This window comes from Roseateles sp. So40a (genome assembly GCF_048081605.1).
Classification (GTDB): domain Bacteria; phylum Pseudomonadota; class Gammaproteobacteria; order Burkholderiales; family Burkholderiaceae_C; genus Roseateles.
The window spans coordinates 4195256-4221237 of record NZ_CP182288.1; the positions used below are offsets into that span (position 1 = coordinate 4195256).

The following is a 25982-nucleotide window of genomic DNA, read 5'->3' on the forward strand; positions in this document are numbered from 1 at the left end:
CAAAGTGGTCGTCTCAGGCCGTTCTCGCGTCATGGGCGGTCTCACCCGCGGCGGCGTGGCCGTCCAGCGGTTCGACGGTCGCCGGCGGCACCAGGCGGAGATGGGAGGAGCGCCTCGGGAACGCCGCGCGCGCGGGCGAGTCCGTCGTCGCGACGACGCGGATCTGGGCTCGGGCTCGGCCGGCCAGCGTCGTGGCGGCGATCGTCGGGGGCGCGAGCGGGGTGACCTGCGGCGCCATCGGTGGCTCGGCGGGATGAGCCGAATGAGCCGAATGAGCCGGCTGGGCAGGATGGGCGCGGGCGCGAGGTGCGAGGCCGCGGGGGTCCAGGTCGATGAAGGCACTGGTGGTTCGGGCCGGGATCGCGGCGCCGGCCGCGTCCCCGGAGGAGGACCTTCTCGCTCGCTGTTGGACGACCAGCCAGGCCACACCAAAGGACACGAGGGCCGTGAGCACGACCGCGCAAACCACCGTGAGGGGTTGCCAGAGTGAAAGACCGTTCATGGGACCTGGTGGCAAAGTCGAACCGGCGAAATGATATTTTTGATCGTGGCCGCGCGGTGAGCGCTGGCGGCCCGCACCGTGACGCTTTTCGCCGATCGGACCTCGGGTGGCCGCCAGACCCCTTGAACACGGGGATCCGGGCCGTGACGGGTGTCACGAGCCTCGGGGAGACCGCGACGCCGACGCGGTCTCCGGCGCGTCCGGCGGGGCTGGAGCAAGAGGCGCGGAGGGGGGCGAAAACGCCCAAGCGCGCGGCTGCGCTACGATGGCCCGATAGACCGTGAGCCTGTCATCCCGAAGTCTTCGCCTGGTTCTGCTTGCAGGACGCCGTGCAAGCCCTCGCCTTGATTGCTTGGCGACTCTGTTCGTGCCGCATGTCGCGGCGCGACACGCGCGGAGGTGTTCCATGCCTGTCCCCCAAACCCTCGACGAGCTTCGCACCTCGTTGCGCCAAAGTGTCGATGCGCTGCGAAGACGCCAGGCCAGCGAGATTCCGGAGCAGCTGATCGATCGGCTGGTGGACCTGGATTGGCTCGAGTGGCACGGCGGCAATTTGCGCCTCACGACCACCGGGGCCAATATCCACCGTCAGGAGATCGTTCGCACCCGCGCCCTCGCCGAGAACCCATCAGGCTCATCGATCACCCCCAACCCATCGGAGGCCACCATCGCTACGCCCAACTACCAATACGAGAAACGTCAACGAGAACTCGCCAAGAAGAAGAAGAAAGAGGAGAAGGCCCAGCGCAAGGCCGCGGGCGTGAGCTCGCACGACGAGCCCGAGGGCCAGGGCCAGGGCCAGGACCAGCCGGCCGACAACGGCACGCCGCCCGAGACCGAGACCCCGGGCACGGCCTGATCGACCCAAGGCGGCGGCTCAGAACGCGCTCTTGACGACGCCGCCGTCCACGCGCAGCGCGGCGCCGGTGGTTGCCGAGGCCAGCGGGCTGGCCACGTAGGCCACGAGGTTCGCCGTTTCCTGCGGCGTCGCGAAGCGCTTGATCAGCGAGGTCGGCCGCACGTGCTCGAAGAATTCCGCCTCGACCTGCTCGAAGGACTTGTCGCTGGCGGAGGCCAGCTGCTCGACGAAGTCACCGACGCCGCGTGACTTGGTCGGCCCGGGCAGCACGCTGTTGACGGTGATGCCGGTGCCGGCCACCGATTCCGCCAGGCCGCGCGCGACGGCGATCTGCGCGGTCTTGCTCATGCCGTAATGGACCATCTCGGGCGGGATCTGCACCGCGCTCTCGCTGGCGATGAAGATGATGCGGCCCCAGTTTGCGCGCTTCATCGCCGGGAGCACCAGCCGGGACAGGCGCACGCCGCTGAGCACGTTGACCTCGAAGAAGCGGCGCCAGTCCTCGTCGGGGATGTCCTCGAAGGGCTTGGGTTCGAAGATGCCCAGGTTGTTGACCAGGATCTCGATCCCGGGATGGCGCTTCACCACTTCCTCGGCGGCGGCGGCCTGGCTCAGGTCGCCGGCGAAACCGAGGACGGTCGCGCCTGTTTCCTTCGCCAACTGCGTGACCACCTCGTCGACCGAGGCCTCGGAGCGCCCGTTGACGATGACGCGCGCGCCTTCCTGCGCGAGGGTCCGGGCGATGGCGTGGCCGATGCCGGCGGTGCTACCGCTGACCAGCGCCAGCTTGCCGTTGAGATTCAGATCCATGAAGTGCTCCTGAAGGGACGGTGAAACCCACCCGCTGCTCCTCGCAGCGGATCGTGCTCTGTTGGCGCTCCTCGAAGGCGGCACAGCTGCGATTGCCCGCGGCGTCCTCGAGTTCGGGATGGATGACGAGCTGATGCGCGCCGGCCGACCACGCACGGGCCGGAACGAAACGCCACACCGCGTCGCCGTCGGACAGCGAGGCGCTGCCCGCGACGCGCCGGCCCGCCGGATCGGCGACGGCGATCAGCGCCTGCGCGGACGCGCTGATCGGCGCATCCAGGCGCACGGACAGCGGCGTGCGGCTGCCCGCGCGCGGCGGGCTCAAGCGCCAGGTGTCGGGCTCCAGGCGCGCCTGGGCCGCCGCGGTCACGCGCCAGCGTTTCACAGCGGGTTCGGCGGACCTTGCGGACCTTGCGGACCTTGCGGACTTTGCGGATTTCTCGGGACCCGCGAGCTCGGGCGCCACGCGCAAGGACACCACCTGCCCCACGCGCAGCGCGCGTCCGGCCTCGACGTTGGGGCCGACATCGCGCTTCACGCGGCCGGGATCGAGCAGCACCGTGATGCGCCGTCCATCCGCGCTGGGCAGGGCGAGGTCCAGCAAGGCGTGCTCGATCACGGCCCCGCGTTCATCGATCAGCTGCACGCGCCGCATGTCGAAGGGCAGCCGCTGCGGCTGCGGGAAGCGGAGCTCGATGCGCAGGAGGTTCTCCGGCACCGACGCGGCCGAGGGGTGGATCTCGACGTCCAGCGGGCGCGCGTGAGCGGCACTGGCACTGGCAACGGCAAAGGCCACGACACCTGCCGCGGCCGCGGCGCCCACGAGCCGCCGCGCGATCGCGAACGACGGCCTCACGCTCATTCCTTGGGCGGCGCGAGGTCGGCGAAGCCCTCGTCGGTGCGGAGCATGCCGTGCACATCGCGCCAGCCGTCCTTGGGCGGGTAGCGGTAGTCGGCGAAGTCGTACTCGTTGACGAAGTCGCTCAGGCGCAGGAACAGGCCCTTGCGCATGGACACCAGCTCCATCGCGCCCGAGGCCTCGTTGCGGCGCAGCGCGGCGAGGTAGGTCGCGTCCTGGTTGTCGATGTGGGCGACCCGCACCGGGACGTAGACGGACTTCAATCCCAGCGTCGGTTCGGCCGGCCACTTGATGGGGGTGGTGACGCCGGGCTTGGCGGAGGCATCGGCGATGTCGGCGACGCTCATCAGGTCGGCCGACTTGTGCGAGTGGGTCAGCAGGACCATGGGGCCCTGACCCGCGTCGAACTGGACCATCCCGGCCGGGGCGCTTCCCCAGCCGAACTCGGCCACGGTCTTGGCGGCGATGTGGGCGCCGTCCTTGAGCTCGCGCAGCGGGATGGTGACCAGCGGCGAGCAGGTGAACGCGGCCACCAGCGTGGGCTCGCCGCCCAGTGTGGCGATGACCATCTTGCGGATGGGCGCGCGGGTCTCGTTCTGGTTGTGGACCGGGTGGTACATCTCGACGCTGGTGGTGGCCGCGCCGCCCTTGAACGGGAAGTCGAAGACGCGCAGCGTGGAAGCGAAGCTCGCGTTGGACAGGCCGGCCACGTAGAGCTTGCCGGCGTGGTGCGTCATGTCGGTGACGGTGTAGGTCGCGGCCGGCGTGTCGCGCCAGAAGGTCGTGCTCGCGGCCGGCGCGTCGGCGATCGGCATCGAGTCATGCGCGACGCGGTCCAGGCGGATCACCTCGACCTTGCCGGCGGCGTTGACGGTGACCAGTGCCGCTGTGGGCGGCGCGTCCGCCCGCTTGCCCGCGACGGACAAGGCGACATAGGCGAGCTCGCTGCCGGGACGCACCACCATGTCCTCGAAGCGCAGCTGCTCGGGCGAAGTCTTCAACGCGCGGGCGATGACGCCGGAGACATTCTTCAGGTTGAAGGCGGCGGGCGCCGCGGCCGGTGCCGCGGGCAGCGTCAGCGCGTGCAGCCGCGCCCCGCGCCAATCGGCGATGACGAGCGTGTTGGCATCGACGAAGCTGAGCTTGCCGGCGGACTGGATGGGCAGGCTTGCGGCGAGCGCGGCGTGGGTGCTGGCGCTCAGGACAGCGAGGGCCAGCAGGTGGCGAGGAGAGATCAGCGGCATCACGGGCTCCATGAACGATGCGGTGACTGTCCGTCCAAGCGCCGGCGCCACCTACTTACGATCGGGTGCTTGGCGTGTTCCTCTTTCGGGGGATGGCGCTAGCCGCACTGCCCCACGAATCCGCACGCGGTGCAGAACTCGCAGCCGTCTCGGTGGATGAGCGTGGCATTGCCGCACTCGGGGCACTTCTTGCCGGCCATCGCCACGATGCCGTTGCCCTCGGACGTCGCGCGCGCGACGACCTCGGCGCGCGTCGGCGCCTGCTGCATCAGGCCCATGTCCACAAGCGGATAACCCGCCTCGTCCAGCACGCCCAGCATCGCGTAGCGGTGGATGACCAGCCGCGCCACGTAGGCCACCGTCGACGGCCAGACCTGCTGTCGGCGCTCGCCGGAGAGCGTCGGCACCGGCGCCATGAAATGGCCCAGCGGCTCGCCGACGTTGAGCAGCTTGCGCAGCTTCATGCCGATCCACCCCGGGTCCAGCACGCGCATGTCCAGCGAGAGCAATCTCGCCAGCCCGTCGAAGGCCTTGGGATAGTTGCCCGAGAACCCCATCGCGCAGGGACGCGTGACGCTGCCGCCATCGGGCGTGGGCAGGCTGACCTCCTTGAGCGTCAGCGTGAAGAGCTCGCCGGTGGCGGGGTTGTCCACGTCCACCGCCCAGGCCAGCGTGCCCGCGGTGCCGGTGCGCGGCTCCTCGCGCGAGAACATCGCGTCCAGCACCGGCGTCGGCCCGCCGTCCTGCAGCGCGCCGAGCTGCTCGCAGCGCCAGCGGATCACCGCCGCCGTCGCCGCGACCACGCCGGGGAACAGGCGCGGATCGCCCTGCGGCGGCATGGGCATCTCGAAGGCGCGCTCCTCGGCGACAGTGGCCAGCGCGTCGAGCTTCAGGCGCAGCCAGGCCGCGTCGTTGGCGCGCAGGTCCATCGACAGCGTCTTGGCCATCGCGCCCAGGCCGCGCGGCTGTTCCGCGCCGTTGACCCACACCTCGAAGGGCAGCGTGCGTCCGAAGAGCCCGGCCTCAGGGCCCTCGGCCGGCAGCTCGCCGACGAAGAGCGCGAAGTCCCCATGCGGGTGGCGGATCATCGTGGACCAAGCCGGATTGCCGCCGGGCAGCTCCGGCCGGCTCGGCCAGCGCAAGGACGCCAGCACCGGCTTCGGCAGGCGCTCGACGCGCAGGCGCTGGTTGGGGCCGGTGTCGGGCTTCAGCGGCTCGGGCTGGGCGATCGGCTCCACGCTCAGCACCGCGCCGAGCACGCTGTTGGGCCGGTAGGTGGCGAGTCCCTTGAGGCCGCTCTGCCAGGCCCATCGGTACAGGTCCTGGAAGTCGGCGTAGGGATAGTCGGCGGGCACGTTCACGGTCTTGGAGATGGACGTGTCCACATACGGCGCGACGGCGGCGACCATGGCCTCGTGGTCCGCGGCCTGCAGCTCGAGCGCGGTGACGAAGGCGTCGGGAAGCGGGGCCTCGGGGCCGAAGAGGTGGCGGAAGAGCCGCCAGGCGTGGTCCTCGACGGCGTACTCCTTGAAGCTGTTGTCGGGCATGCGCTTCTTGCGCGTGTAGCGCCAGGAGAAGGCGGGCTCGATGCCGTTGCTGGCGTTGTCGGCGAAGGCCAGCGAGATGGTGCCGGTCGGCGCGATGGACAGCAGATGGGAGTTGCGCAGGCCTTGCGCGCGGATCTTGTCCTTGAGCCAGGGCGGCAGGCGCGAGGCGAAGTTGCCGCCGGACAGGTAGAGATCGGCGTTGAACAGCGGGAAGGCGCCACGCTCCAGCGCCATGTCGGCGGAGGCCTCATAGGCGGCGTCGCGCATGAGCTCGCTGATGCGGCGCGCCATGGCGCGGGCGGCGTCGCTGTCGTAGCGCAGGCCGAGCATCACGAGCGTGTCACCCAGCCCGGTGAAGCCGAGGCCGACGCGTCGCTTGTTGGCGGCCTCCCGCGCCTGTTGCGGCAAGGGCCACGGGGTGACGTCCAGCACGTTGTCGAGCATGCGCGTGGCGGTCTTGCAGACGTCGGTGAAGCCGGCCTCATCGAACGAGGCCTTCCCGGAGAACGCGTCCACGACGAAGACCGCGAGGTTGATCGATCCGAGGCAGCAGCAGCCGTAGGAAGGCAGGGGCTGTTCGGCGCAGTTGTGGACCATGAAGCCGTTCGCGTCGAACGCATGGATGTGCTCGACGGTCACGTCATACACCGGCGCATCGCCATCGGGCTCGATCGACGCGACCGTCGCGACGAAGCGTTCCCGATTGGGCCGGCGCTTCTGCGCCGCGAGGCGCTCGGCCAGCCGCTGCGATTTCGCCATGTCGGCGAATCCGATCCGATCGGCGAAGATCTGGAGGTTGTCCAGGGCGATGACCAGTCGCTCGTCGCCCGCCTGCCCCTTCAACGCGCTCACGATCCCGAATCGCAGCAACATCCGTTGCACGTCCAGCGTCTCAGAACGATCGCCAGATCGGAAGGACGCGATCGGCTCACCGTCGGGACTGGTCGTCAGAGCGCCTCTCACGTCAAACAGCGCTCGCAGGAACGCGCTCTGGGTGCGCGACGCAGCGGCCTCGATCGACGGTGGGACGCCGACGTCCGTCGGCACCGACGCGCCATTGCCCACGGCACGGAACTCGTCAGCCATCAGCTCGGTGCCGATCCAGCTCGCGCACGCTCGGTGGTCATGCAGCACGACTTCATCGCCGGGTTGCAAGGCCCCCGCCTGCGTCCACGTCAGTTCGGCCTTGGCCCCCCGTCGCTTGAGCACCCGCCGCACCAGATGATTCGCCGTCAGACGCAGCGTGTGACCTTCCTTGGTCTTCAAGGCCAGCACGGGCTTCACTCCCGTCGGGAAGAAGCCGGCGGACTCGGTCCGATACGCCTTCCCGTCGACCATCGCCATGAAGGGCGTGCCGATCAGGTCCGCCACCTGTCGGGGCCCTTCCCCCGTCATCACCCAGGTCTCCGCCGTCACGCACGGATTCGTCGCGCTGATCGACTCGCAGTAATGCAGGTTGTTGTCCGCGTTGATCCGATCCAGAAACAGCACGCCCGGCTCGGCGTGGTCGTAGGTGGAGCGCATCACCTGGTCCCACAGCTTGCGCGCGCGCATCCGCCGATACACCCACAGCCCGTCCGCCCGCTGCGTCGCGCCCGCCGCGCGTTGCTTGGCCCCCGGCGCCGCCTTGTGCACCAGCTCGATGTCCGCGTCCGCGTCCACCGCCTCCATGAACGCGTCCGTCACACCCACCGAGATGTTGAAGTTGCGCAGATCCCCCTGATCCTTCGCGTGGATGAATTCCTCGATGTCAGGGTGATCGCAACGCAACACCCCCATCTGCGCACCCCGCCGCGAGCCCGCCGATTCCACCGTCTCGCAGCTGCGGTCGAACACCCGCATGTAGCTCACCGGCCCCGACGCGCTCGACTGCGTCGACTTCACGTACGCGCCCTTGGGCCGGATCCGCGAGAAGTCGTACCCGACCCCGCCGCCCCGGCGCATCGTCTCCGCCGCCTCCGTCAGCGCCGTGTAGATGCCGGGATAGCCGTCTTCCTCCACCGCGATCGCGTCGCCCACCGGCTGCACGAAGCAATTGATCAGCGTCGCCGACAAACCCGTCCCGGCCGCCGACGCGATCCGCCCCGCCGGCACGAAACCGCGCCGCTGCGCCTCCAGGAAGCGCGCCTCCCAATGCGCGCGCTGCTCCGGCGACTCCGCCGCGGCCAGCGCCCGCGCCACCCGCGCCCGCACCTCCTCCAGGCTGCGCTCGCCGTCCTTGGCGTACTTCTCCAGCAGCACCTCCGCGCTGATGTCCTGCGGCGGCAGGTTCTCGGCGGTCGCGCGCTGCGGCAGCGACGCGACCGCAGGGAGCGTGGGTGTCGTCGAGGCGGTGTCGGGAACGTTCGGCGAAGTCATGCGCGGCCTCTCATCCAGTGACGCGGACCATCCTAGTACCGCGCGCCCCGGCCCGATGTCCCTCCCTTCCTAGACCGCACGGCCGACTCCCGCGCTCACCGTCCCGTCACAAACCCTTCACCGAAGTGACCACCGGTAAGCGCGTACTCGCGCGAAGAACACCGTTTGATGCGATTTCATCGAGCTTTCCGCTGGTTAGCCCGCATTGGTTGGTCGCATAGCGGACGCTATTCTTTTTCGCTATGACTCCCGACAAGGTCTTGCGTGCCAGCCCCAACACCCTGGGTGATCTGGAACAAGGCTGCGCCGATGCCCGCCGTCTGATCACCGACGGGGCGCTCGACGCGGCGCGCTCGCGCCTGGACGAGCTGCGCAAGATCCACGGCGACGACCACGCCGCGATGCAGGAGTCCTTCAGCGTGCTGGCCGAGGCGCATGGCGATTTCGCCGTCGCGCTGGCCCATCACAAGCGATTCCACGCGCTGGCCATCGCAGGCGGCGTGTCCTCGCCGCTGGCCTCCCGCGATCAGCTGCTCGCACGGCTCGTCGAGCGCCAGGAGCAGCAGGCCCCGGACATGACCTGGTGCCTCGTCGCGCTGGCCGCGGCGCGGGCCCCCGCCGGCGCGCTGCCGCACATGCTGCGCCAGCAGTGCCGCTCGCAGGACGTGCTCGCGCTCGGCCAGGGCGAGGCGATGCTGATGCTGCTGCACGATGTCGACCTGCCCACCGGGCGCAAGGTCTGCGAGCGCTTCCGCGCCGTGTGGATGCAGCAGCAGCCCACCGCCGGACCGCTGAGCATGGGCCTGACGGCCTGGCGCGGTCCGGGCGATACCGGCAGCGGCCTGCTCGGCCGCGCCGAACACGCGCTGGCGCGCAGCCAGCGCGAGGGCGCCCCGTTCAGAACGGGTTGATCGTTTTCTCGCGGCGGTAGTGGATGTAGCCCACGCTGGCCCCGGCGCGCAGACCCACGCCCAGACGGATCGGCGCCAGCGTGACGCCGTCGGCGCGCTGGTAGTTGATGCCCGCGCCGCCGATGTAGTACAGGCTGCCGTCCACGCCCGGGAAGCGCCGATAGATGTCGGCCGCCTTGGGCAGCTTGTAGACCAGCGTGAACACCTTGGAGGCGTTGGCGCCCAGGTCGAAACCGACCGACGGTCCCGCCCAGTACACCTTGCCGCCGCCGCCGCGCTTCATGATGAGCTCACCCTCGCCGTATCGCAGGCCCACGGTGATCGCCGCGCCGGCCTCCTGGCCCTTGATGTAGGCGTTCGGGCGGCCCTGGTCCTTGAAGGCCTTCTCGATCACCTTGGCCAGCCCCTCGGTCGTCTCGCCGAAGAAGTCGGTCGCCGCCTTCACGACCGAATCCTGGTCATAGGTGTCGTCCTCGGCCTCCGCGGCCAGCGCCGGCAGCGCCGCCAGTCCCGGCGGCAGGATCAGTCCGGCGGCGGCGTAGCGCCCCAGCCGCCCCAGCGCGTCGCGGCGCGCCGGCGCTTGCAGCGCCTCGTTCAGGTCCATCGAGCCCTCGATCGAAAAGTCTTCGCGGTTCATGCAGGTCTCCGGGTAAGTCTGGATGGCACGTCGGGCAATGCCAAGGCCCGGCGGGGTGCGGCTCGGCAGGGCAAAACAGGTGCCCGCTCTACGAACAGATGGATGCTACCCGCCGACGTGACAAACGGCGTGCGCATCGTGTCAACACGCCGATACACTCCGCTTCACGCCGTCGAGAGGGAACCCAATCCATAACAAGGGAGCGGCGATGCATGCAAATTTCGGTCACGACAAGAGTGCATCAAGGAGGACATGCAGTGAGCAGTGATCTGCCCCGTCTGGCTCGAGCGCTGGAATACCTGGACATGGCATCGGCGCTTTACCTCGCCGGCGGTGCGGACCATTCCGCGCAGCTGCTGGCCGCCGCGGGCGAACGCCTGCTGGGCGACCTGGCCCGCCTGATCCAATCCCCCGAGCACGGCCATGAGGTCCAGCAACTGCTGGCCCGCCTCACCCAGGCGCACACGCCCCACGCGGTGCCGGAAGTGTCCGGCCACAACCAGTCGCGCCAGCTCCAGGCGATGCTGTCGCGTCAGGAAACGCCCGAATCCACCGAGCTGCGCCAGGCGACCTCGGCGCTGCTGCGCGCGTCGTGGTACCTGCTCGAGACGATGGGCCTGGAGCCGCTCGCGCCCTCGCGCCTGCATCAGGCCATCGAGAAGAGCACCATCTACGCCGAGCTCTGAACCGAGCGCCGACACCGCCATGAGCACCGAACGCCGTCACTTCTCCCGCATCGCGTTCGCCGGTCCGGCGCACCTGGTGACGGTCGAGCAACGCCTGCCGGTGCAGGTGCTGGACCTGTCGCTCAAGGGCGCGCTGCTGCTGCTGCCCGAGGGCGCCAGCGTCGAGCCCGGCGCGCTGTGCCTGCTGGACCTGCCGCTGGCGCCGCACGAGGGCCGCATCACGATGGCGGCACAGCTGGCGCATGTCAGCGACGGCCGCGCCGGGCTGCTCAGCCTGGGCATCGACATCGAGAGCATCACCCACCTGCGCCGCGTCATCGAGCTCAACCTCGGCGACGCCTCGCTGGCCGAGCGCGACCTGAAGGCGCTGGTCGCCTCTTGACCCCCTCGCCCGCGAAGCGGGAGAGGGAGGGGTGAGGGCTCGTGATCGACAGCGAGCCCTGCCCCGAGCCCTCACCCCCCGCCCTCTCCCGCTTCGCGGGCGAGGGGGCCCAATGCGCACCGATTGACACGGTTGCTCTCCCGCAAGCGGGAGAGGGTGTCAGGCAGGCTCACTCGGCGATGAACTTCCTCAGCACGGCGAAGGCCGCGACGGGATCGTCGCGCCACGCGCCGTGGCCCACGCCCGGGAATCTCGCCAGCTGACGCCACTCGACCGGCAGTGCCTCGTGGATGTCCAGCGCGTCCTCGAGCGGGCAGACCGGGTCGTCCTCGCCCACCATCACCAGCACCGGGCATTGCGCCTTCTCCAGGCCCTGGAGCAGCCCCAGGTCCTGTTTCTCCCCGCTGACGAAGTGCAGCAGGATGTCCAGGTTCACCAGCGTGCGGCCGCTGGCCTCGGGGTCCGCGGCCGGCCGCGTGTTGTAGAGATGGCGCACGCCGGCCCAGTAGGCCTCGAAGGTCGCGTGCGACGGTCGGCTCCAGAAGGCCTCGGCCAGCGCGCGCGCCTCGGGGCCGCCGCGCCGCTCGAAGGCCGCGAGCTTGCGCTCCAGGCCCATGTGGTGCGAGGTGCTGGACAGGATCACCTTGGACGCATGCCCCGGATGGCGCGCGATGTAGCGCTGCGCGACGAAGCCGCCGAAGGACTGGCCCAGCACGATGGGTTTCTCGATGCCCAGCGCGTCGCTCAGCCGCACGATGTCGTCGGCCCACATGTCCAGCGTCCACTCGGAGGACGGCCGAGGATCGCTGCGTCCATGGCCCCGGTGGTCGTAATAGACGATCTGCGCCAGATCGGCCAGCTGGCTGAAGGCGGGCTTGAACGCCGCGTGGTCGAACCCCGGTCCGCCATGCATGCAGATCAGCGTGGGCTTCTCGCGCATCCGTGTTCCGTCCGGCACCAGGCCGGGCCCCTCGACGTCCACGAACAGGCGGACGCCGTTTCCGATGTTGATCTTCATGGGCGGGGAGTATGCCGCCCTTCCCTCGTCGTTCACCCCACGGATACCGGTCCCATCCCGCTGGGGCCGGCTTCGTCGCAGTCCGCTGGCGGGGCCGCCGGGGCACGGCCAGAATGCCGCCCATGTCCGATGCGCCCCCTCCCCTGTCCGCCCCGGCCCCGCTCGGCGCGGGCGCCCCCTCCCGCCCGTCGGCCCGGGAGGCCGCGCTGCAGCTCTTCAACCTGCGCATGATCGCCGCGGCGTTCTACTTCTGCCTGGCCATGGCCGGCGCGCGCTCGTTGACCTGGCTCACCTCGGACGACGGCGTGTCGGACTGGCTGCTCGAATGGCTGCGCTTCACCCGCCAGACCTTGCTGACCGCGCTCAGCATCCTGGCCGCGCTGGCCCTGGCCGAGGCGCTGCTGGCCCGCACCGCCAGCCGCTGGCCGGTGGCCCTGCGCGCGGTGGCGATCGCCGCCGGCGCGACGGTGGGCACGCTGCTGCGCTACAAGGTCGCCAACCTGGGCGCGCCCGAGGAACCGCTGCATTGGGACTGGGTGCTGTCCACGACGCTGCTGTGGCTGGTGCTGGGCAGCTTCTTCGCGGCGCTGCTGCACGGCCTGCGTGAGGAACGCGGTGCGCAGGCCCGGCTGGCCGCGCTCTCGCGCCAGCACGACACGCTGCAGGCGCAGCAGATGGAGGCGCAGTTCTCCGCGCTGAACGCGCAGATCGAGCCGCACTTCCTGTTCAACACGCTGGCCAACGTCAAGCGCCTGTACGAGACCGCGCCCGAGCGCGGCCGCGACATGATGACCAGCCTGATCGCCTACCTGCGGGCGGCGCTGCCCAGCATGCGCCAGGGCACGTCCACGCTGGGCCAGGAGCTGGAACTCGCGCGCAGCTACCTGACCATCCTCCAGCTGCGCATGGGCGAGCGGCTGCGTTTCGACATCGAGGCCGACGCCGCGCTGTTCAGCACGCCGCTGCCGCCGATGGTGCTGCCGACGCTGGTGGAGAACGCGATCAAGCACGGGTTGTCGCCACTGCCCGAGGGCGGACGCATCGACATCCTCGCGCGGCGCGAGCCCGACGGACGCGCCCTCGTGCTGGAGGTGCGCGACACCGGCCAGGGCTTCGCCGCGAGCGGCGGCAGCGGCGTGGGACTGGCCAACACGCGGGCGCGGCTGATGGCGATGTTCGGCCGCGACGCCTGCCTGGAGCTCGAGGCCGGCACCCCGCGCGGCGTCGTCGCCCGGGTGCGGGTGCCGCTGGGCGCGACTGCCCGGACGGCCGCGCCGTCGAGCGCCGCCACGGCGGGAGCCGCGACGTGAGCGCCGCGATGAACGCCGGCGCATCGGGTGCGTCGAGCGCGGCGGCGTCGCCGCTGGGCCACCTGTGGCACTCGTGGCGCTCGCTGCGCCGCGAGGAGCTGTCGTGGTTCCTGCTGATGGGCGTCTTCTACGGCCTCGTGGACGCGTCGTCGATCTTCTACGTGATGGACAACGCGCGCTGGCCCGCGGCGCTGGCCAACCAGTTGCTGACCCCGCTGCTGGTGGCGCTGGCCATCCTGCTGACCTGGCTGCCGGCCTCGCGCAGCGCGCTCGACAGCCGCTGGCGCATCGCCCGGCTGGGCCTGGCGGTGCTGGTCGGGGCGGTGCTGGCCAAGCTCGTCTACGACCAGCTGATGCCGATGCTGCACCTGCCCTCGATCGCGGACCTCGCCCGCGAGCGCAAGGGCGAGCACGCGGTCCGCCCGATCCAGTGGCTGAACTTCATCGGCGAATGCCTGTCGATCTGCGTCACCGCGAGCCTGTCGGTGGCCTGGTACGAGATGGCCATGCGCCGTCGACGCACCCGCGCCCGGCTCGAGGCGATGCTGCGCGAGCAGAGCGCGATGCAGCGCGACGCGGTCGCGGCGCGGCTGGCCGCGCTGCAGGCGCAGGTCGAGCCGCAGTTCCTCTTCGACACGCTCGTGGACATCGAACGCGCCTACGACCGCGCCGACCGCGAGGCGCCCGATCAGATGGAGCGCCTGATCCGTCACCTGCGCGTGGCGCTGCCGCGGCTGCGCGATCGCGGCGTGACGCTGGAGTCCGAGGCCGCGCTGCTGGACAGCTATCTGTCGGTGGTCGCGGGCCGGCATCGCCGCGCGTTGCCGCTGTCCATCGACTGGCCGGCGTGGCTGTCCGCGCGGCCGCTGCCGCCGATGCTGCTGCTGCCGCTGGCCCAGCTGATGCTGCGCGACGCCACGCGGCTGCCGACGCAGGCACGGCTCGCCGTGCAGGAAACCGCCGGGGGCGGCCTGCAGTTGCGGCTGGGTTTCGACCGCGGCGGCCTGTGCGGCGAGGAAGCCGCGCTGCACGCGCTGGGCGAGCGGCTGGAACGCCTGGAGCGTCCGCTGGGCGCGCCTCCGCCGCGGCTGAACTGCCGCAGCAACGCCGATGACACCGAATTCACGCTGGAGCTGCCCGCATGAGCCTGCATGCCACCCCGACCGCCGTGGTCGCCGAGGACGAGGAAACTCTGCGTCATGAGCTGATCGAGCGCCTGTCGCAGCTGTGGCCGGAGCTGGCCATCGTGGGCGAGGCGTCCGATGGCGTGCAGGCGCTGCGGCTGCTGCACGAGGACCCGCCCGATGTGCTGTTCCTCGACATCCAGATGCCCGGCGCCACCGGGCTGGAGGTCGCGCGCCAGGTGCAGGGGCGCTCGCATGTCGTGTTCGTCACGGCCTATGACCAGTACGCGGTGTCGGCCTTCGACGAGGGCGCGGTGGACTACCTGCTCAAGCCGCTGGAACCGGCGCGGCTCTTCACCGCGATCCAGCGGGTGAAGCAGCGGCTCGCCGGTCCGCCCACCGATCTGAGCGCGGTGCTGAGCCAGCTCGGCGCCCAGTCGGGCAAGACGCCGCAGCGGCAGTTCCTGCGCTGGATCAACGCGTCGGTGGGGCAGACGCTCAAGCTCATCACGGTCGACGAGGTGTTGTATTTCCAGTCCGACAACAAGTACACGCGCGTGGCCACGCGTCAGGGCGAGGCGCTGATCCGCAAGCCGCTCAAGGAGCTGGTGGAGGAACTCGATCCGCAGCAGTTCTGGCAGATCCATCGATCGACGCTCGTCAACGCGGCAGCCGTGGCCGGCGTGTCGCGCGACTTCCGCGGCCGCATGCAGGTCAAGCTCAAGGAAAGCGAGGACGCGTTGATCGTCGCGGAGAGCTACACCCATCTGTTCCGGCAGATGTGAGACCGCGGATCGCCGCGAGCCCTCACCCCCACCCCTCTCCCGCTTCGCGGGCGAGGGGTGTCACGGACAGACTGTCGCGTAGATGACCGCAGGGGCGGGATGGCACTTCCACAATCGCCGCAAACGACGGGAGACAGCCATGGCCGACGCCGCAGCCAACGAGACCAGCCACTACCGCATCTGCCCGCTGTGCGAGGCCGCCTGCGGCCTGCAGATCCGCACCGCCCCCTCCCCCACCGGCCCCACCATCGTCTCCATCCGCGGCGACGAGGCCGACCCCTTCAGCAACGGCTATCTCTGCCCCAAGGGCGTCGCGCTCAAGGACCTGCACGAGGACCCCGACCGCCTGCGCCAGCCGATGCGCCGCCGCGCCGATCGCCAGGGCTTCGACCCCATCAGCTGGGAGGACGCCTTCGCCGAGATCGCCCGGCGCCTGCCGCCGCTGCGCGAGCGCCATGGCTCCGACGCGGTCGCGCTGACCATCGGCAACCCGGCCTCGCACAAGATCGGCCTGTTCAGCTACTTCCCGCACCTGGCGCGCGCGCTGGGCACACGCAATCTCTTCTCCGCCTCGACGCTGGACCAGATGCCCAAGCAGCTCGCGTGCGGGCTGATGTACGGCCACTGGCTCAGCGTCCCCGTGCCCGACCTGCCGCGCACCGACCTCTTCATCTGCCTGGGCGCCAATCCGATGGTGAGCAACGGCAGCCTGTGGACCAGCCCCGACTACCGCGGCAAGGCCAAGGCCCTGCGCGCGCGCGGCGGACGCATCGTCGTCATCGACCCGCGCCGCACCGAGACCGCCCAGGCCGCCGATGAGCACCTCGCGATCCGCCCCGGCGGCGATGTCTACCTGCTGCTGGGCCTGCTGCATGTGATCTTCGACGAGGGCCTGGAGCGGCTCGGCGCGATGGCCGACCACGTCGAGGGTCTGCACGCGCTGCGCGCCGCGGTCGCCGATTTCCCGCCCGAGCGCGGCGCCGCGCACTGCGGCATTCCCGCCGACGCGCAGCGCCGCCTGGCGCGCGAGTTCGCCACGACGCCCAAGGCCGTGCTCTACGGCCGCTTCGGCACGTGCACACAGCGTTTCGGCTCGATCAACAGCTGGCTGATCGACGCGCTCAACATCGTCACCGGCCACTTCGACACCGAAGGCGGGCTGATGTTCCCCAAGGCCGCCGCGTTCGCCGCCAACACCATGGGCCGCCCCGGCCAGGGCAAGGGCGTAACGACCGGCCGGCGCCAGAGCCGCGTGGCCAAGGCGCCCGAGGTCATGGGCGAGTTCCCCATCAGCTGCCTGGCCGAGGAGATCGAGGTGCCCGGCGACGGCCAGGTCCACGCGCTGATCACGGTGGCCTGCAACCCGGTCCTGTCGGCGCCCAACGGCGCGCGCCTGGCGCGGGCGCTCGAGGGCCTGGACTTCATGCTCAGCCTGGACCCCTACATCAACGAGACCAGCCGGCATGCCGACCTGATCCTGCCGCCGCCCTCGCCGCTGGAGGACTGGCATTACGACATGGTCTTCTCGCAGCTGTCGTGGCGCAATCACGCGCGCTGGTCCGGACCGGTGATGCCCGCGTCCACGGGCACCGATGCTGATGCCAAGTCCGACGTCGACGCGCCCCGCGCGGAATGGGAGACGCTGCTGCGGCTGGCCGCGATCGCCATGGGCCTGCCGCCCGATGCCGACCTGCAGGCGGTCGACGACGCGGCGCTGAAGGCCGAGCTCAAGCGCCAGGCGGGCGATCGGGCCGACGAGATCCTGGCGATGCTCGACGGCGGCGCCGGACCGGCGCGCTGGCTGGACCTCGGCCTGCGCTCGGGCCCGTATGGCGATGGCTTCGGGGCACGGCCCGAGGGGCTGACGCTGGCACGCGTCCAAGCCGCGCCGCACGGCATCGACCTGGGCGAGCTCCAGCCGCGCATTCCCGAGGTGCTGCGCACGGCGTCGGGCCGCATCGACCTGGCACCGGCCGCGCTGGTGGCCGATCTCGCGCATGCGGACGCGGCGCTGCGGCATCCCACCGGCGACGAGCTGCTGCTGATCGGCCGCCGCGAGACCCGCAGCAACAACAGCTGGATGCACAACCTGCCGGTGCTGGCCAAGGGCCGCGACCGCTGCACGCTGCTGGTCCATCCGGACGACGCGGCGCGCGCCGGTCTCGCCGACGGCCAGGCGGCGCGGCTGAGCAACGCGCGCGGCAGCGTGATCGCGCCGGTCACCGTCAGCGCGGACATGCGTCCGGGCGTCGTCAGCCTGCCGCACGGCTGGGGCCACGACCTCGCGGGCAGCCGGCTGTCGGTGGCCGCGCGGCATCCGGGCGTCAACATGAACCTGCTGCTCGACGACGAGGCGCGCGATCCGGTCTCGGGCACCTCGGTGCTGAGCGGCATCGCGGTGCGGCTCAGCGCGGCGGAGGGCTGACGCCCACGCGGTTCAACGCGCTCTGACGTCCGTCTCCAGCAGGCTGCGCGGCACGTCGGCCCGCTCGGGCGGGGACGGGAAGCGTCCGGCCAGCATCCCGCTCATCAGCTCCAGGTGATGCATCACCTCCCACTGCTTGCTCAACGCGCGCGAGGGCAGGACGCCGTCGATGAAGCTCGTCAGGTAGCGCCGGGCCGCCTCCGTGGGCCCGAAACACGTGTCAGGCCGGTCCAGCGCCAGGTGGAAGGCCTGCAGCGCGCCGCGGAAGCGCGCCTGCGCGTGGCCGTCCTCGCCGGGCGGCCGATCCCCGATGAAGTGCTCGATCCAGACCTCGCTCCGCCCGGGCCCCGTCGTGGCCGCGCAGCGCAGATAGGTCAGCCGGAAGGACACCAGCCGCGACGACACGTCCGGCGCATCGGGCCGCGAGGGCAGCGTCGCGAAATCTGAGAAGCCCGCCCGCCCCTGCGCCTCGTAGCGCAGCGGCTGCTCGCTGAAGAGGTGGCGCTCGTGCAGCCGCAACGCCTGGTTGTCGGGCGCAGGGCGGTCCTCGACCCACACGGCCGATACGCCCGCCACGCCCGACGCGCCCGGTGCGCCCAGTGCGCTCGACAGGCCCGCCGGGAACACGGACAGCGGCCGCGGTTCGACGTTCTTGAAGAACACCAGCCGCAACGGCGCGCCGGCCAGCAGCGCGAGCACCTCCGCCAGCGGCGGTCCGTCACATCCGACCACCACCCCCAGCGGACGGCCGCTGAAGAGCTGCACGAATCGGCGCACCACCTCCGGCGTCAGCGTCGGACCGAGCAGCAAGGTCGGGTGGATCCATTGGCGCCGAGGCAGCGAGGTGAACAGCTGTCGGCCCCATTCCAGCGTCTGCATCTGCGGCAGCAGCTCGAAGTCCTGCCGCGCGGGATTCACGACCAGCCAGGTCTGCAATCGATGCGCCTCGCAGGCCTCCAGCGTGTGCCGCACCGAGGTCGCCGCCTGCCGCACCGGTTCGATCACCGGCTGCACGCGCCCCTCCGCGCCGAGCAGCGGTGCGAGGTGCCGCAGGGCCAGCACCTCCTTCTGTTTGCCATGGAGATATGGGAAATACATGGTCGGCTCCTCCATCTTGTCCATTGAGGGAGGCGCGATGATGAAGAGCACTGGTCGATCCGTCAGCAGCGATCGCCGATATGTGTGAGCCAAGTCAAGACTTGCGCAAAAAAGCTGGAAACGGTCGAGTGCGATTCGCACCGCCGCCAGCGGTCGCGACACTGACGCGCCCCGTTTTTTTCGGGCCCCGTCCTCGCGGAGTTCAGCGATCGCGCGCCAATGAAAAAGGGACCGCGATGCGGTCCCTTCGGGCGGGCCGCGCGAGCGCGGCGTTCGGGGTCAGGACTTGCGTCCGTGCGGGGTCAGCAGTTGCGTCAGCGGCCGCGTCAGGGGTTGCTTCAGGGGTTGCGTCAAGGGTTGCTCTTGGCGGGCTGCTGCGCCTGACCCATCGCCGCGAGTTCGGCCTCGCTGATGATCTCCATCGCGCGCACGACCTTCTGCACGCCGCGCACGCCACGGGCGATGTCGGTCGCGCGGGTGGCCTCGCGCTCGGTCACGCGGCCCATGATGTAGACGTTGCCGCGTTCCACGACGATGTAGAACGCGTTGGTGATCAGGTCCTTCGCATCGACCAGGCTCGCCTTGACCTTGGCGGAGATGGCCACGTCATTGGCGCGGCTGGACAGCGAGCTCAGCATGCCCACGCCCACCTCGTTCAGCACGCTGGACACGTTCTCCACGCCCTGCGCGATGCGCTCGACAGCGGCCTTGTCCTCGTCGTTGCGGGTCTCGCCGGTCAGCAGCACCATGCGGTTGTAGCTGTTGACGTTGATGTGCACGCGATCCCCGAGCTGCTCGCGGATGCGGTTGGCGGTCTTGAGCTCGATGCCCTGGTCCTCGAGCTGCGTGCCCGAGGTGCGCCGGTCGGTGGCGACGAACGCGCCGCCCACCGCCGCGCCGCCCACGATCAGCGGCACGCACGCGGTCTGCAGCAGCGCGCCGCCGACGGCGGCGGCCAGGATCAGGCGGCGGGAGACTCGGGAGGCGCGCTCGGAGCGGGAAGCGGTGCGGATCGGGGTCGTCATCGGGAGGTCCTTCGAGGTGGGGAGGGGCAAGCCCCGGGAGTCATTCGCTGGCGCCGAGCAGTTGCAGGTCGATCGCGTCGCTCAGGCAGTGCGAGAGCAGACGGTGGGCCTCGCCCACCCGCGCGAAGCGGCTGTGCGGGACGCGCAGCTGCACGTCGGTGTCCAGCAGCGTGGCGCGCCAGTCGTCGTCCTGCGTGCCGCTGAGCACGATGACGCTCATCTCCTGCGCATGCGCGACCTGCAGCAGGGCCGCGGCCGCGCCGCTGGCCTGCGCCTCGAACAGCAGCAGCAGGTCGCCCGGATGGCCGAAGGTCTGGATCTGGCGCATCAGCGCCGACGCCGGATCGGCGTAGCCCTGGGCCTGCGCGTCCAGCGCGATCGCGGCCAGGCCGGGACGTTCCTGCTCGAAGCGGCCCGCGAGGAGCGAGGCCATGTACGTCGCGTCGGCGGCGGAGATGCCCAGGCCGGCGGTCAGCACGCGGCCGCCCCCGGTGAGCGCGTCCACCATCATCTGCGCGGCGACCGCCAGCGGGCGCGAGAGCCCCTCGGCGACCTGATAGAGCAGATCGGCGCTTTCGAAGAATTGTTGTTGTATGCGTTGTTCCAACATGAGCGCGAATGATAAGGGCTGGCCCTGCCCCCGATCCGGGCGCCTGACGGCCCCCTCGCCCGCAAAGCGGGAGAGGGCGGGGGGTGAGGGCCAGTGGCCTCACGCCGTCCACCCTTCGTCTGGCACATCGAACGCCGCTCGCAACCACTCGATCCTGTCCCCCTCGATCGCGACGACGTCGAACCGGCACGGCGGCACGTCCGCCATCGACTGCAGGAAACATCGCGCCGCGAAGATCACACGCTGTTGCTTGCCGCGCGTGACGCTGGCCGCCGCGCCGCCATGCTCGCCGTCCTCCCGCGCGCGCACCTCGACGAACACCAGCGTGCCGTCGCGCTCGCGCAGGATCAGGTCGACCTCGCCGCCGCGCGCGGACGGCCCGCGCGCCACCCGATAATTGCGCGCCACCAGGCGCAGCCCCTGCCGCCGCAGGTGATCGAGGGCGCGCTGCTCGGCCTCGACCCCGCGCCGGCGCGCCGCCTCGCGGTCCGCGCCGCCGCCCCATCCGCTGGAGAGCTTCTTGAACATCCCGTCGTCCCCGTCCGCCTCGTTGACCGCCGCCGCCGCCGCGGCTGCCGGTCATCAGCAATATCCGGGCGGCACGCTCTACGTCGTCGCGACCCCGATCGGCAACCTCGCCGACCTGAGCCTGCGCGCGATCCACGTGCTGGGGCTGGTCGACGCCGTCGCCTGCGAGGACACGCGCGTGAGCGCTCAGTTGCTGCGCTGGCTGGGCTTGCACAAGCCGCTGCTGGCGCTGCATCAGCACAACGAGCAGCAGGCCGCCGAGGGCCTCGTCGCGCGGCTGCTGGCCGGCGAGCGCATCGCCTACGTCAGCGACGCGGGCACGCCCGCGATCTCCGATCCCGGCGCGGTGCTGGTGGCCGCGGCGGCGCGCGCCGGCGTGCGCGTCGTGCCGCTGCCCGGCGCGAGCAGCGCGGCCGCGGCGCTCAGCGTGGCCGGCGACGCGCGGGCGCAAGGGTTCCGGTTCGTGGGGTTCCTGCCGACCAAGGCCGCGGAGCGCCGCACGGCGCTGCAGGCGCTGACGGGCGCGTCCTACAGCCAGGTGCTGTTCGAGGCGCCGCATCGCATCCAGGAGCTGATCGCGCTGCTGGCGGAAGTCGCGCCGACGCAGACGCTGACCGTCTGCCGCGAGGTCACCAAGCAGTTCGAGACGATCCATACCGCCCCCTGCGCGACGCTGCCGGCGTGGATGGCCGAGGACAAGCAGCGGGAGCGCGGCGAGTTCGTGCTGGTGCTGCACGCCGCGCCGGTGGTCCCGGGCGACGACGACTTGCCGGAAGCGGCGCAGCGCACGCTGCGGGTGCTCGTGCGGGACCTGCCGCTGAAGCAGGCCGCGGCGCTGGCCGCCGAGCTGACGGGCGAATCGCGCAAGGCGCTGTATCAGCTGGCGCTGGACTGGAAGCAGGATGCCGAGGGCGACGATGACGAGGGCGCCGACGAGACGCCCTGAGTTCGTCATCCTGCGCAGCTTTTGAAGCCCCTCGCCCGCGGAGCGCGAGAGGGGTTGGGGTGAGGGCTCGTGTGAGCGCACGGTGCCCTTCGCAGAGCCCTCACCCCCGCCCTCTCCCGCTTCGCAGGAGAGGGGGTCAGAGCGGCGGCCTGGAGGGGCCGGCTCAATTGCCGGCGGTGCGCTTGTTGTGCTTCGCGCGGCGGATGTCGGCACTGGCGACGTCCTGCTTCTTCTGGATCTGACGGCGTTCCTTGGCGGTGACCACACCATCCGACTTCGCCTTCGCCTCGGCGTTGTTCACGCGGGCCTGTTCCTTCTCCAGGCGCTGGGTCTCGTGCGCGGTCAGCTGACCCGACGCGGCACCGTTGGCGATGCGTTGCTGCTGGTTGGCTTCACGCTGGTCGACGCGCGGCGTGGCGGTCGAGGCCGGGGCGGCGGTCTGGGCGAACGCCGAGGCGGCGAGCAGGCTGGACACGAGGGCGATCGACAGGGACATGCGCTTCATCGAGGTTCTCCTTGGGAGGGTTGGCTGCGGGTTGTGGGCCGCTGGGGAGACAACGCATGTCGAACCGGACACGGTGACCGGGCATCGGTAAAGGTCTGTGAAGCGATTGCTACGGGTCGATACCGCCACATCGCGGCTGATTGCGGCAGATTGCGCCGGGCGCCACGCCTCGGGTCACCACGCAAGGGTCAGGGTCACGGGCCCTGCCTACAATCGCCCGATGATTTCGCGCGAACCCACCCTCGCCCGCCTGGTCACCGCCCGTGCCCAGCTGCTCGAACCCTTCGGCCTGACCGACGCGTCGCTGTCGCAGGCCTTGCGGCTGATCACCGAGCACCGCGTCGACGACGCCGACCTCTACTTCCAGACCACCCGCGCGGAGGGCTGGAGCCTGGAGGAAGGCATCGTCAAGAGCGGCAGCTTCTCGATCGACCAGGGCGTGGGCGTGCGCGCGGTCGCCGGCGAGAAGACGGCGTTCGCCTACTCCGACGACATCTCCGAGGCCGCGCTGCTGGACGCCGCGCGCACCGTGCGGGCGATCGCGTCGGCCGGGCAGAGCAGGCGGGTGAAGGTGCCGGCCGAGCCGGTGGTCTCCGCCAGCCGCGCGCTCTACGGCGAGGCCGACCCGATCGCCAGCCTGGACAGCGCGCAGAAGGTCGCGCTGCTGGAACGCACCGAGCGCCTGGCCCGGTCCAAGGATCCCCGCATCGCGCAGGTGATGGCCGGCCTGGCCGCGGAGCACGAGGTGGTGCTGATCGCGCGCGCCGACGGCACGCTGGCCGCCGACGTGCGCCCGCTGGTGCGCCTGTCCGTCACCGTGATCGCCGAGAGCAACGGCCGTCGCGAGGTCGGCTCGGGCGGCGGCGGCGGCCGATTCGGCCTGGCCTATTTCACCGACGAGATGATCGCGTCCTATGTCGACCAGGCCGTGAGCGCCGCGCTGACCAACCTGGAATCGCGTCCGGCGCCGGCCGGAGAGATGACCGTCGTCCTCGGCCCGGGCTGGCCCGGCGTGCTGCTGCACGAGGCGGTCGGCCATGGCCTGGAAGGCGACTTCAACCGCAAGGGCTCGTCGACCTTCTCCGGCCGCATCGGCGAACGCGTCGCCGCCAAGGGCGTGACCGTGCTGGACGACGGCACGATCCCCGATCGCCGCGGCTCGCTGAACGTGGACGACGAGGGCTGCGCCTCGCAGCGCAACGTGCTGATCGAGGACGGCATCCTCAAGGGCTACATCCAGGACGCGATGAACGCGCGGCTGATGAAGGTCGCGCCCACCGGCAACGGCCGCCGCGAGAGCTACGCCCACGTGCCGATGCCGCGCATGACCAACACGTACATGCTGGGCGGCGACAAGGATCCGAAGGAGATCATCGCCAGCATCGACAAGGGCCTGTACGCGACCAACTTCGGCGGCGGCCAGGTCGACATCACGTCGGGCAAGTTCGTGTTCTCCGCCAGCGAGGCCTTCTGGGTCGAGAAGGGCAAGATCATGTACCCGGTCAAGGGCGCCACCATCATCGGCAACGGCCCCGACGCGATGACCCGCGTCAGCATGATCGGCAACGACATGCAGCTCGACACCGGCGTGGGCGTGTGCGGCAAGGAAGGCCAGAGCGTCCCGGTGGGCGTGGGTCAGCCCACGCTGCGCATCGACGGCCTGACCGTCGGCGGCACGGCCTGACGCCTGCGAATCGGCTCTCCGGGCCGGTTTCCGACGACCCGGCTCCGGCCGGGTTTCGTTTTTCCGCGAAGGCTGACTTGCCCGATGTCGTCGCGCGACGCGGGCGGATGTCGGCCCTTCGCGCTTGACGCAGCGCAGCAAGCGCAGGCACTATTGCCCCTTATGCGTTCCGCACCGAAGTTTTACTTTGCTTATTTTTGGTTCTCGCACCGCCCCGGCGGAGGAGAGGCGAACGCATAAGCAAACGCCAAGAATCCTCAAGAAACCGCCGGGCCCACAGCCCGGCGGTTTTTTTTCGACCCGGCGTGATTCCCCCTCGAAGCGATTCGTCAGCGGTTCCTGAGCGGCGTCCCCGCACACAACCCAGAAAGCGTCATCCCATGAATGCCAAGTCCAACAGTCCTTATCCCAGCGCCTCGCAGGCGGAGCGCTGGTATTCGCCGCAGGACAAGACCTCCCAGACCGACGATGAACGCATCCTGGACATCACGCCCTTGCCGCCGCCCGAACACCTCATCCGCTTCTTCCCCATCCGTGGCACGGCCATGGAGCAGCTCGTCGTGGGCACGCGCCAGCGCATCCGCGACATCATGCAGCGCAAGGACGACCGCCTGCTCGTGATCATCGGGCCGTGCTCGATCCACGACCCCGGCGCGGCGCTCGAGTACGCCAAGCGTCTGATGACGATGCGCGAGAAGCACGCCGACACGCTCGAGATCGTCATGCGCGTGTACTTCGAGAAGCCGCGCACCACCGTCGGCTGGAAGGGCCTGATCAACGACCCCTACCTCGATGAGAGCTACCGCATCGACGAGGGCCTGCGCATCGCGCGCCAGCTGCTGCTGGAGATCAACCGGCTGGGCATGCCCGCCGGATCGGAGTTCCTGGACGTGATCTCGCCGCAGTACATCGGCGACCTGATCAGCTGGGGCGCCATCGGCGCGCGCACCACCGAGAGCCAGGTGCACCGCGAGCTCGCCTCGGGTCTGTCCGCGCCGATCGGTTTCAAGAACGGCACCGACGGCAACATCAAGATCGCCACCGACGCCATCCAGGCGGCCGCGCGGCCGCATCACTTCCTGTCGGTGCACAAGAACGGCCAGGTCGCGATCGTCGAGACCAAGGGCAACCGCGACTGCCACGTGATCCTGCGTGGCGGCAAGGCGCCGAACTACGACGCGCAGAGCGTCGCGGTGGCCTGCGCCGACCTGGAAGCCTCCAAGCTCGACACGCGGCTGATGGTGGACTGCTCGCACGCGAACAGCAGCAAGAAGCATGAACGCCAACTCGACGTGGCCAAGGACATCGCCGCGCAGATCCGCGCCGGCAGCACCAGCATCTTCGGCGTGATGGTCGAGAGCCACCTGAAGGGCGGCGCGCAGAAGTTCAACCCGGGCAAGGACGATCCGTCGCAGCTCGAGTACGGCAAGAGCATCACCGACGCCTGCCTGGCCTGGGACGACTCGATCGAGGTGCTGGACGTGCTCAGCGAGGCCATCCGCGCCGCGCGCACCGAGACCGTCTGAGCGCCATGGCCCCTTGGCCCCATGGCCCCCTCGCCTGCGAAGCGGGAGAGGGGCTTCAGGCCGATCAGGCCGTCACGTCGAGGATGCGCGGCGTGCCGCCGGCGCGGTCCACATGGCTGACCAGCAGCGGACCGAGTTCGACCCGCACGCTCAGGTCCGGAAAGCGGACGGCGGTGAAACTGCCGTGGGAATACGCCGGCGTCTCGATGCGGCTGACCGGCGGCGCTTCCTGCCCCAGCGGATGGCGGCCGTAGGTGACGTCGGCGCTGTTGCGGGCGTAGGTCTCCTGGAGCGGCCCCTCCGTCCCGATGAACGGGGACAGCTTGAGCACCACCGACGGCGGCGGTCCGTCCAGCATCTCCTGCTGGATCCTCGCGCGGTACTGCTCCAACGGACTGACGTCGAACGGCGACGTCCTGAGCGGCGCCGCCTGTATCTCGGAAAACTTCAAATCGCCCCGGCGGCGATCCGGTTCCTGCCCGGCCGCCGCGCTCCCTCAAAGACTGTTCTGTGTTCTGGTGACCGGGCGGCCCGCGTGCGAGGCGCGTCGATGCGCGTCGATGCGCGCTCAAGTCCGGCCGGCCCAGGCCGAAATTGTCCGGC

At 70.4% G+C, this 25982-nt stretch carries 24 protein-coding genes; 11 read left to right on the forward strand and 13 right to left on the reverse strand.

Going from position 1 to position 25982, the window contains the following annotated elements; all coding sequences use genetic code 11:
• Positions 1-13: 13 nt before the first annotated feature.
• Complete coding sequence (locus ACNI65_RS19055; protein ID WP_416758679.1) at positions 14-238, reverse strand: hypothetical protein; 225 nt, start codon at positions 236-238, stop codon at positions 14-16.
• Between the two features lie 931 nt (positions 239-1169).
• On the opposite strand from ACNI65_RS19055, the gene ACNI65_RS19060 reads away from it, so the two are divergent.
• Positions 1170-1361, forward strand: a complete 192-nt coding sequence (locus ACNI65_RS19060; protein WP_416763656.1) for a hypothetical protein — start codon at positions 1170-1172, stop codon at positions 1359-1361.
• 18 nt (positions 1362-1379) lie between these two features.
• Here the strand turns inward: ACNI65_RS19060 and ACNI65_RS19065 are convergent, their stop codons facing one another.
• The 4 genes from ACNI65_RS19065 to ACNI65_RS19080 form a co-directional block, all read right to left on the reverse strand.
• Positions 1380-2171, reverse strand: coding sequence for an SDR family NAD(P)-dependent oxidoreductase (locus ACNI65_RS19065; protein ID WP_416758680.1), 792 nt, complete (start codon positions 2169-2171; stop codon positions 1380-1382).
• Positions 2128-3027 carry a hypothetical protein gene (locus ACNI65_RS19070; protein ID WP_416758682.1) on the reverse strand — a complete coding sequence of 300 codons (900 nt, stop codon included), beginning with the start codon at positions 3025-3027 and terminating at the stop codon, positions 2128-2130. The genes ACNI65_RS19065 and ACNI65_RS19070 overlap by 44 nt, the downstream gene beginning before the upstream one ends.
• A 2-nt stretch (positions 3028-3029) precedes the next feature.
• Positions 3030-4274 (reverse strand): hypothetical protein, encoded by a 1245-nt coding sequence (locus ACNI65_RS19075; protein WP_416758684.1) that lies wholly within the window; start codon positions 4272-4274, stop codon positions 3030-3032.
• A gap of 98 nt (positions 4275-4372) precedes the next feature.
• Positions 4373-8179, reverse strand: coding sequence for a ribonucleotide reductase N-terminal alpha domain-containing protein (locus ACNI65_RS19080; protein ID WP_416758685.1), 3807 nt, complete (start codon positions 8177-8179; stop codon positions 4373-4375).
• A 242-nt stretch (positions 8180-8421) separates the two neighbouring features.
• On the opposite strand from ACNI65_RS19080, the gene ACNI65_RS19085 reads away from it, so the two are divergent.
• Complete coding sequence (locus ACNI65_RS19085) at positions 8422-9090, forward strand: hypothetical protein (protein ID WP_416758686.1); 669 nt, start codon at positions 8422-8424, stop codon at positions 9088-9090.
• Here the strand turns inward: ACNI65_RS19085 and ACNI65_RS19090 are convergent.
• A complete protein-coding gene (locus ACNI65_RS19090) occupies positions 9077-9727 on the reverse strand; it encodes a DUF1134 domain-containing protein (protein WP_416758687.1) in 651 nt (216 codons plus the stop codon). The two genes, ACNI65_RS19085 and ACNI65_RS19090, sit on opposite strands and share 14 nt — an antisense overlap.
• Before the next feature lie 257 nt (positions 9728-9984).
• Between ACNI65_RS19090 and ACNI65_RS19095 the strand changes: the two genes are divergently transcribed.
• Positions 9985-10413: a hypothetical protein gene (locus ACNI65_RS19095; protein ID WP_416758688.1), complete on the forward strand. Its 429-nt coding sequence runs from the start codon at positions 9985-9987 to the stop codon at positions 10411-10413.
• A gap of 19 nt (positions 10414-10432) precedes the next feature.
• Positions 10433-10795 (forward strand): PilZ domain-containing protein, encoded by a 363-nt coding sequence (locus tag ACNI65_RS19100; RefSeq protein WP_416758690.1) that lies wholly within the window; start codon positions 10433-10435, stop codon positions 10793-10795.
• A gap of 169 nt (positions 10796-10964) precedes the next feature.
• Here ACNI65_RS19100 and ACNI65_RS19105 read toward each other — a convergent pair whose 3' ends face one another.
• A complete protein-coding gene (locus ACNI65_RS19105; protein ID WP_416758691.1) occupies positions 10965-11813 on the reverse strand; it encodes an alpha/beta fold hydrolase in 849 nt (282 codons plus the stop codon).
• 122 nt (positions 11814-11935) lie between these two features.
• Between ACNI65_RS19105 and ACNI65_RS19110 the strand changes: the two genes are divergently transcribed.
• The 4 genes from ACNI65_RS19110 to ACNI65_RS19125 all read left to right on the forward strand — a co-directional run bounded on the left by ACNI65_RS19110 (position 11936) and on the right by ACNI65_RS19125 (position 17457).
• Entirely contained in the window at positions 11936-13123 is a 1188-nt protein-coding gene (locus ACNI65_RS19110) for a sensor histidine kinase (protein WP_416758693.1), read from the forward strand.
• Positions 13120-14268, forward strand: a complete 1149-nt coding sequence (locus tag ACNI65_RS19115; protein ID WP_416758695.1) for a histidine kinase — start codon at positions 13120-13122, stop codon at positions 14266-14268. The genes ACNI65_RS19110 and ACNI65_RS19115 overlap by 4 nt, the downstream gene beginning before the upstream one ends.
• Positions 14265-15032, forward strand: coding sequence for a LytR/AlgR family response regulator transcription factor (locus ACNI65_RS19120; protein WP_416758696.1), 768 nt, complete (start codon positions 14265-14267; stop codon positions 15030-15032). The genes ACNI65_RS19115 and ACNI65_RS19120 overlap by 4 nt, the downstream gene beginning before the upstream one ends.
• Before the next feature lie 139 nt (positions 15033-15171).
• Positions 15172-17457 carry a molybdopterin-dependent oxidoreductase gene (locus ACNI65_RS19125; protein ID WP_416758697.1) on the forward strand — a complete coding sequence of 762 codons (2286 nt, stop codon included), beginning with the start codon at positions 15172-15174 and terminating at the stop codon, positions 17455-17457.
• Positions 17458-17469: 12 nt separating this feature from the next.
• Here the strand turns inward: ACNI65_RS19125 and ACNI65_RS19130 are convergent, their stop codons facing one another.
• The 4 genes from ACNI65_RS19130 to ACNI65_RS19145 form a co-directional block, all read right to left on the reverse strand.
• Positions 17470-18555 (reverse strand): hypothetical protein, encoded by a 1086-nt coding sequence (locus tag ACNI65_RS19130; RefSeq protein ID WP_416758699.1) that lies wholly within the window; start codon positions 18553-18555, stop codon positions 17470-17472.
• Positions 18556-18905: 350 nt separating this feature from the next.
• Positions 18906-19580 (reverse strand): BON domain-containing protein, encoded by a 675-nt coding sequence (locus ACNI65_RS19135; RefSeq protein ID WP_416758700.1) that lies wholly within the window; start codon positions 19578-19580, stop codon positions 18906-18908.
• A gap of 40 nt (positions 19581-19620) precedes the next feature.
• A complete protein-coding gene (locus tag ACNI65_RS19140) occupies positions 19621-20190 on the reverse strand; it encodes an SIS domain-containing protein (RefSeq protein ID WP_416758701.1) in 570 nt (189 codons plus the stop codon).
• Between the two features lie 99 nt (positions 20191-20289).
• The gene (locus ACNI65_RS19145; protein WP_416758702.1) at positions 20290-20718 is read right to left on the reverse strand and encodes a YraN family protein; all 429 of its coding nucleotides are present in this window, start codon (positions 20716-20718) and stop codon (positions 20290-20292) included.
• On the opposite strand from ACNI65_RS19145, the gene rsmI reads away from it, so the two are divergent.
• A complete protein-coding gene (gene rsmI, locus ACNI65_RS19150; protein ID WP_416758703.1) occupies positions 20711-21664 on the forward strand; it encodes a 16S rRNA (cytidine(1402)-2'-O)-methyltransferase in 954 nt (317 codons plus the stop codon). The two genes, ACNI65_RS19145 and rsmI, sit on opposite strands and share 8 nt — an antisense overlap.
• Before the next feature lie 163 nt (positions 21665-21827).
• Here the strand turns inward: rsmI and ACNI65_RS19155 are convergent, their stop codons facing one another.
• Complete coding sequence (locus ACNI65_RS19155; RefSeq protein WP_416758704.1) at positions 21828-22169, reverse strand: hypothetical protein; 342 nt, start codon at positions 22167-22169, stop codon at positions 21828-21830.
• Positions 22170-22389: 220 nt separating this feature from the next.
• Here ACNI65_RS19155 and tldD point away from each other — a divergent pair, with 220 nt between their 5' ends.
• Both tldD and ACNI65_RS19165 read left to right on the forward strand, forming a co-directional pair.
• A complete protein-coding gene (tldD, locus tag ACNI65_RS19160; protein WP_416758705.1) occupies positions 22390-23853 on the forward strand; it encodes a metalloprotease TldD in 1464 nt (487 codons plus the stop codon).
• Positions 23854-24233: 380 nt separating this feature from the next.
• On the forward strand, positions 24234-25379 hold the full coding sequence (locus ACNI65_RS19165; protein ID WP_416758706.1) for a 3-deoxy-7-phosphoheptulonate synthase: 1146 nt from the start codon (positions 24234-24236) through the stop codon (positions 25377-25379).
• Positions 25380-25443: 64 nt separating this feature from the next.
• On the opposite strand, the gene ACNI65_RS19170 is transcribed toward ACNI65_RS19165, so the two are convergent.
• Entirely contained in the window at positions 25444-25830 is a 387-nt protein-coding gene (locus ACNI65_RS19170) for a hypothetical protein (RefSeq protein ID WP_416758708.1), read from the reverse strand.
• Positions 25831-25982: the final 152 nt, after the last annotated feature.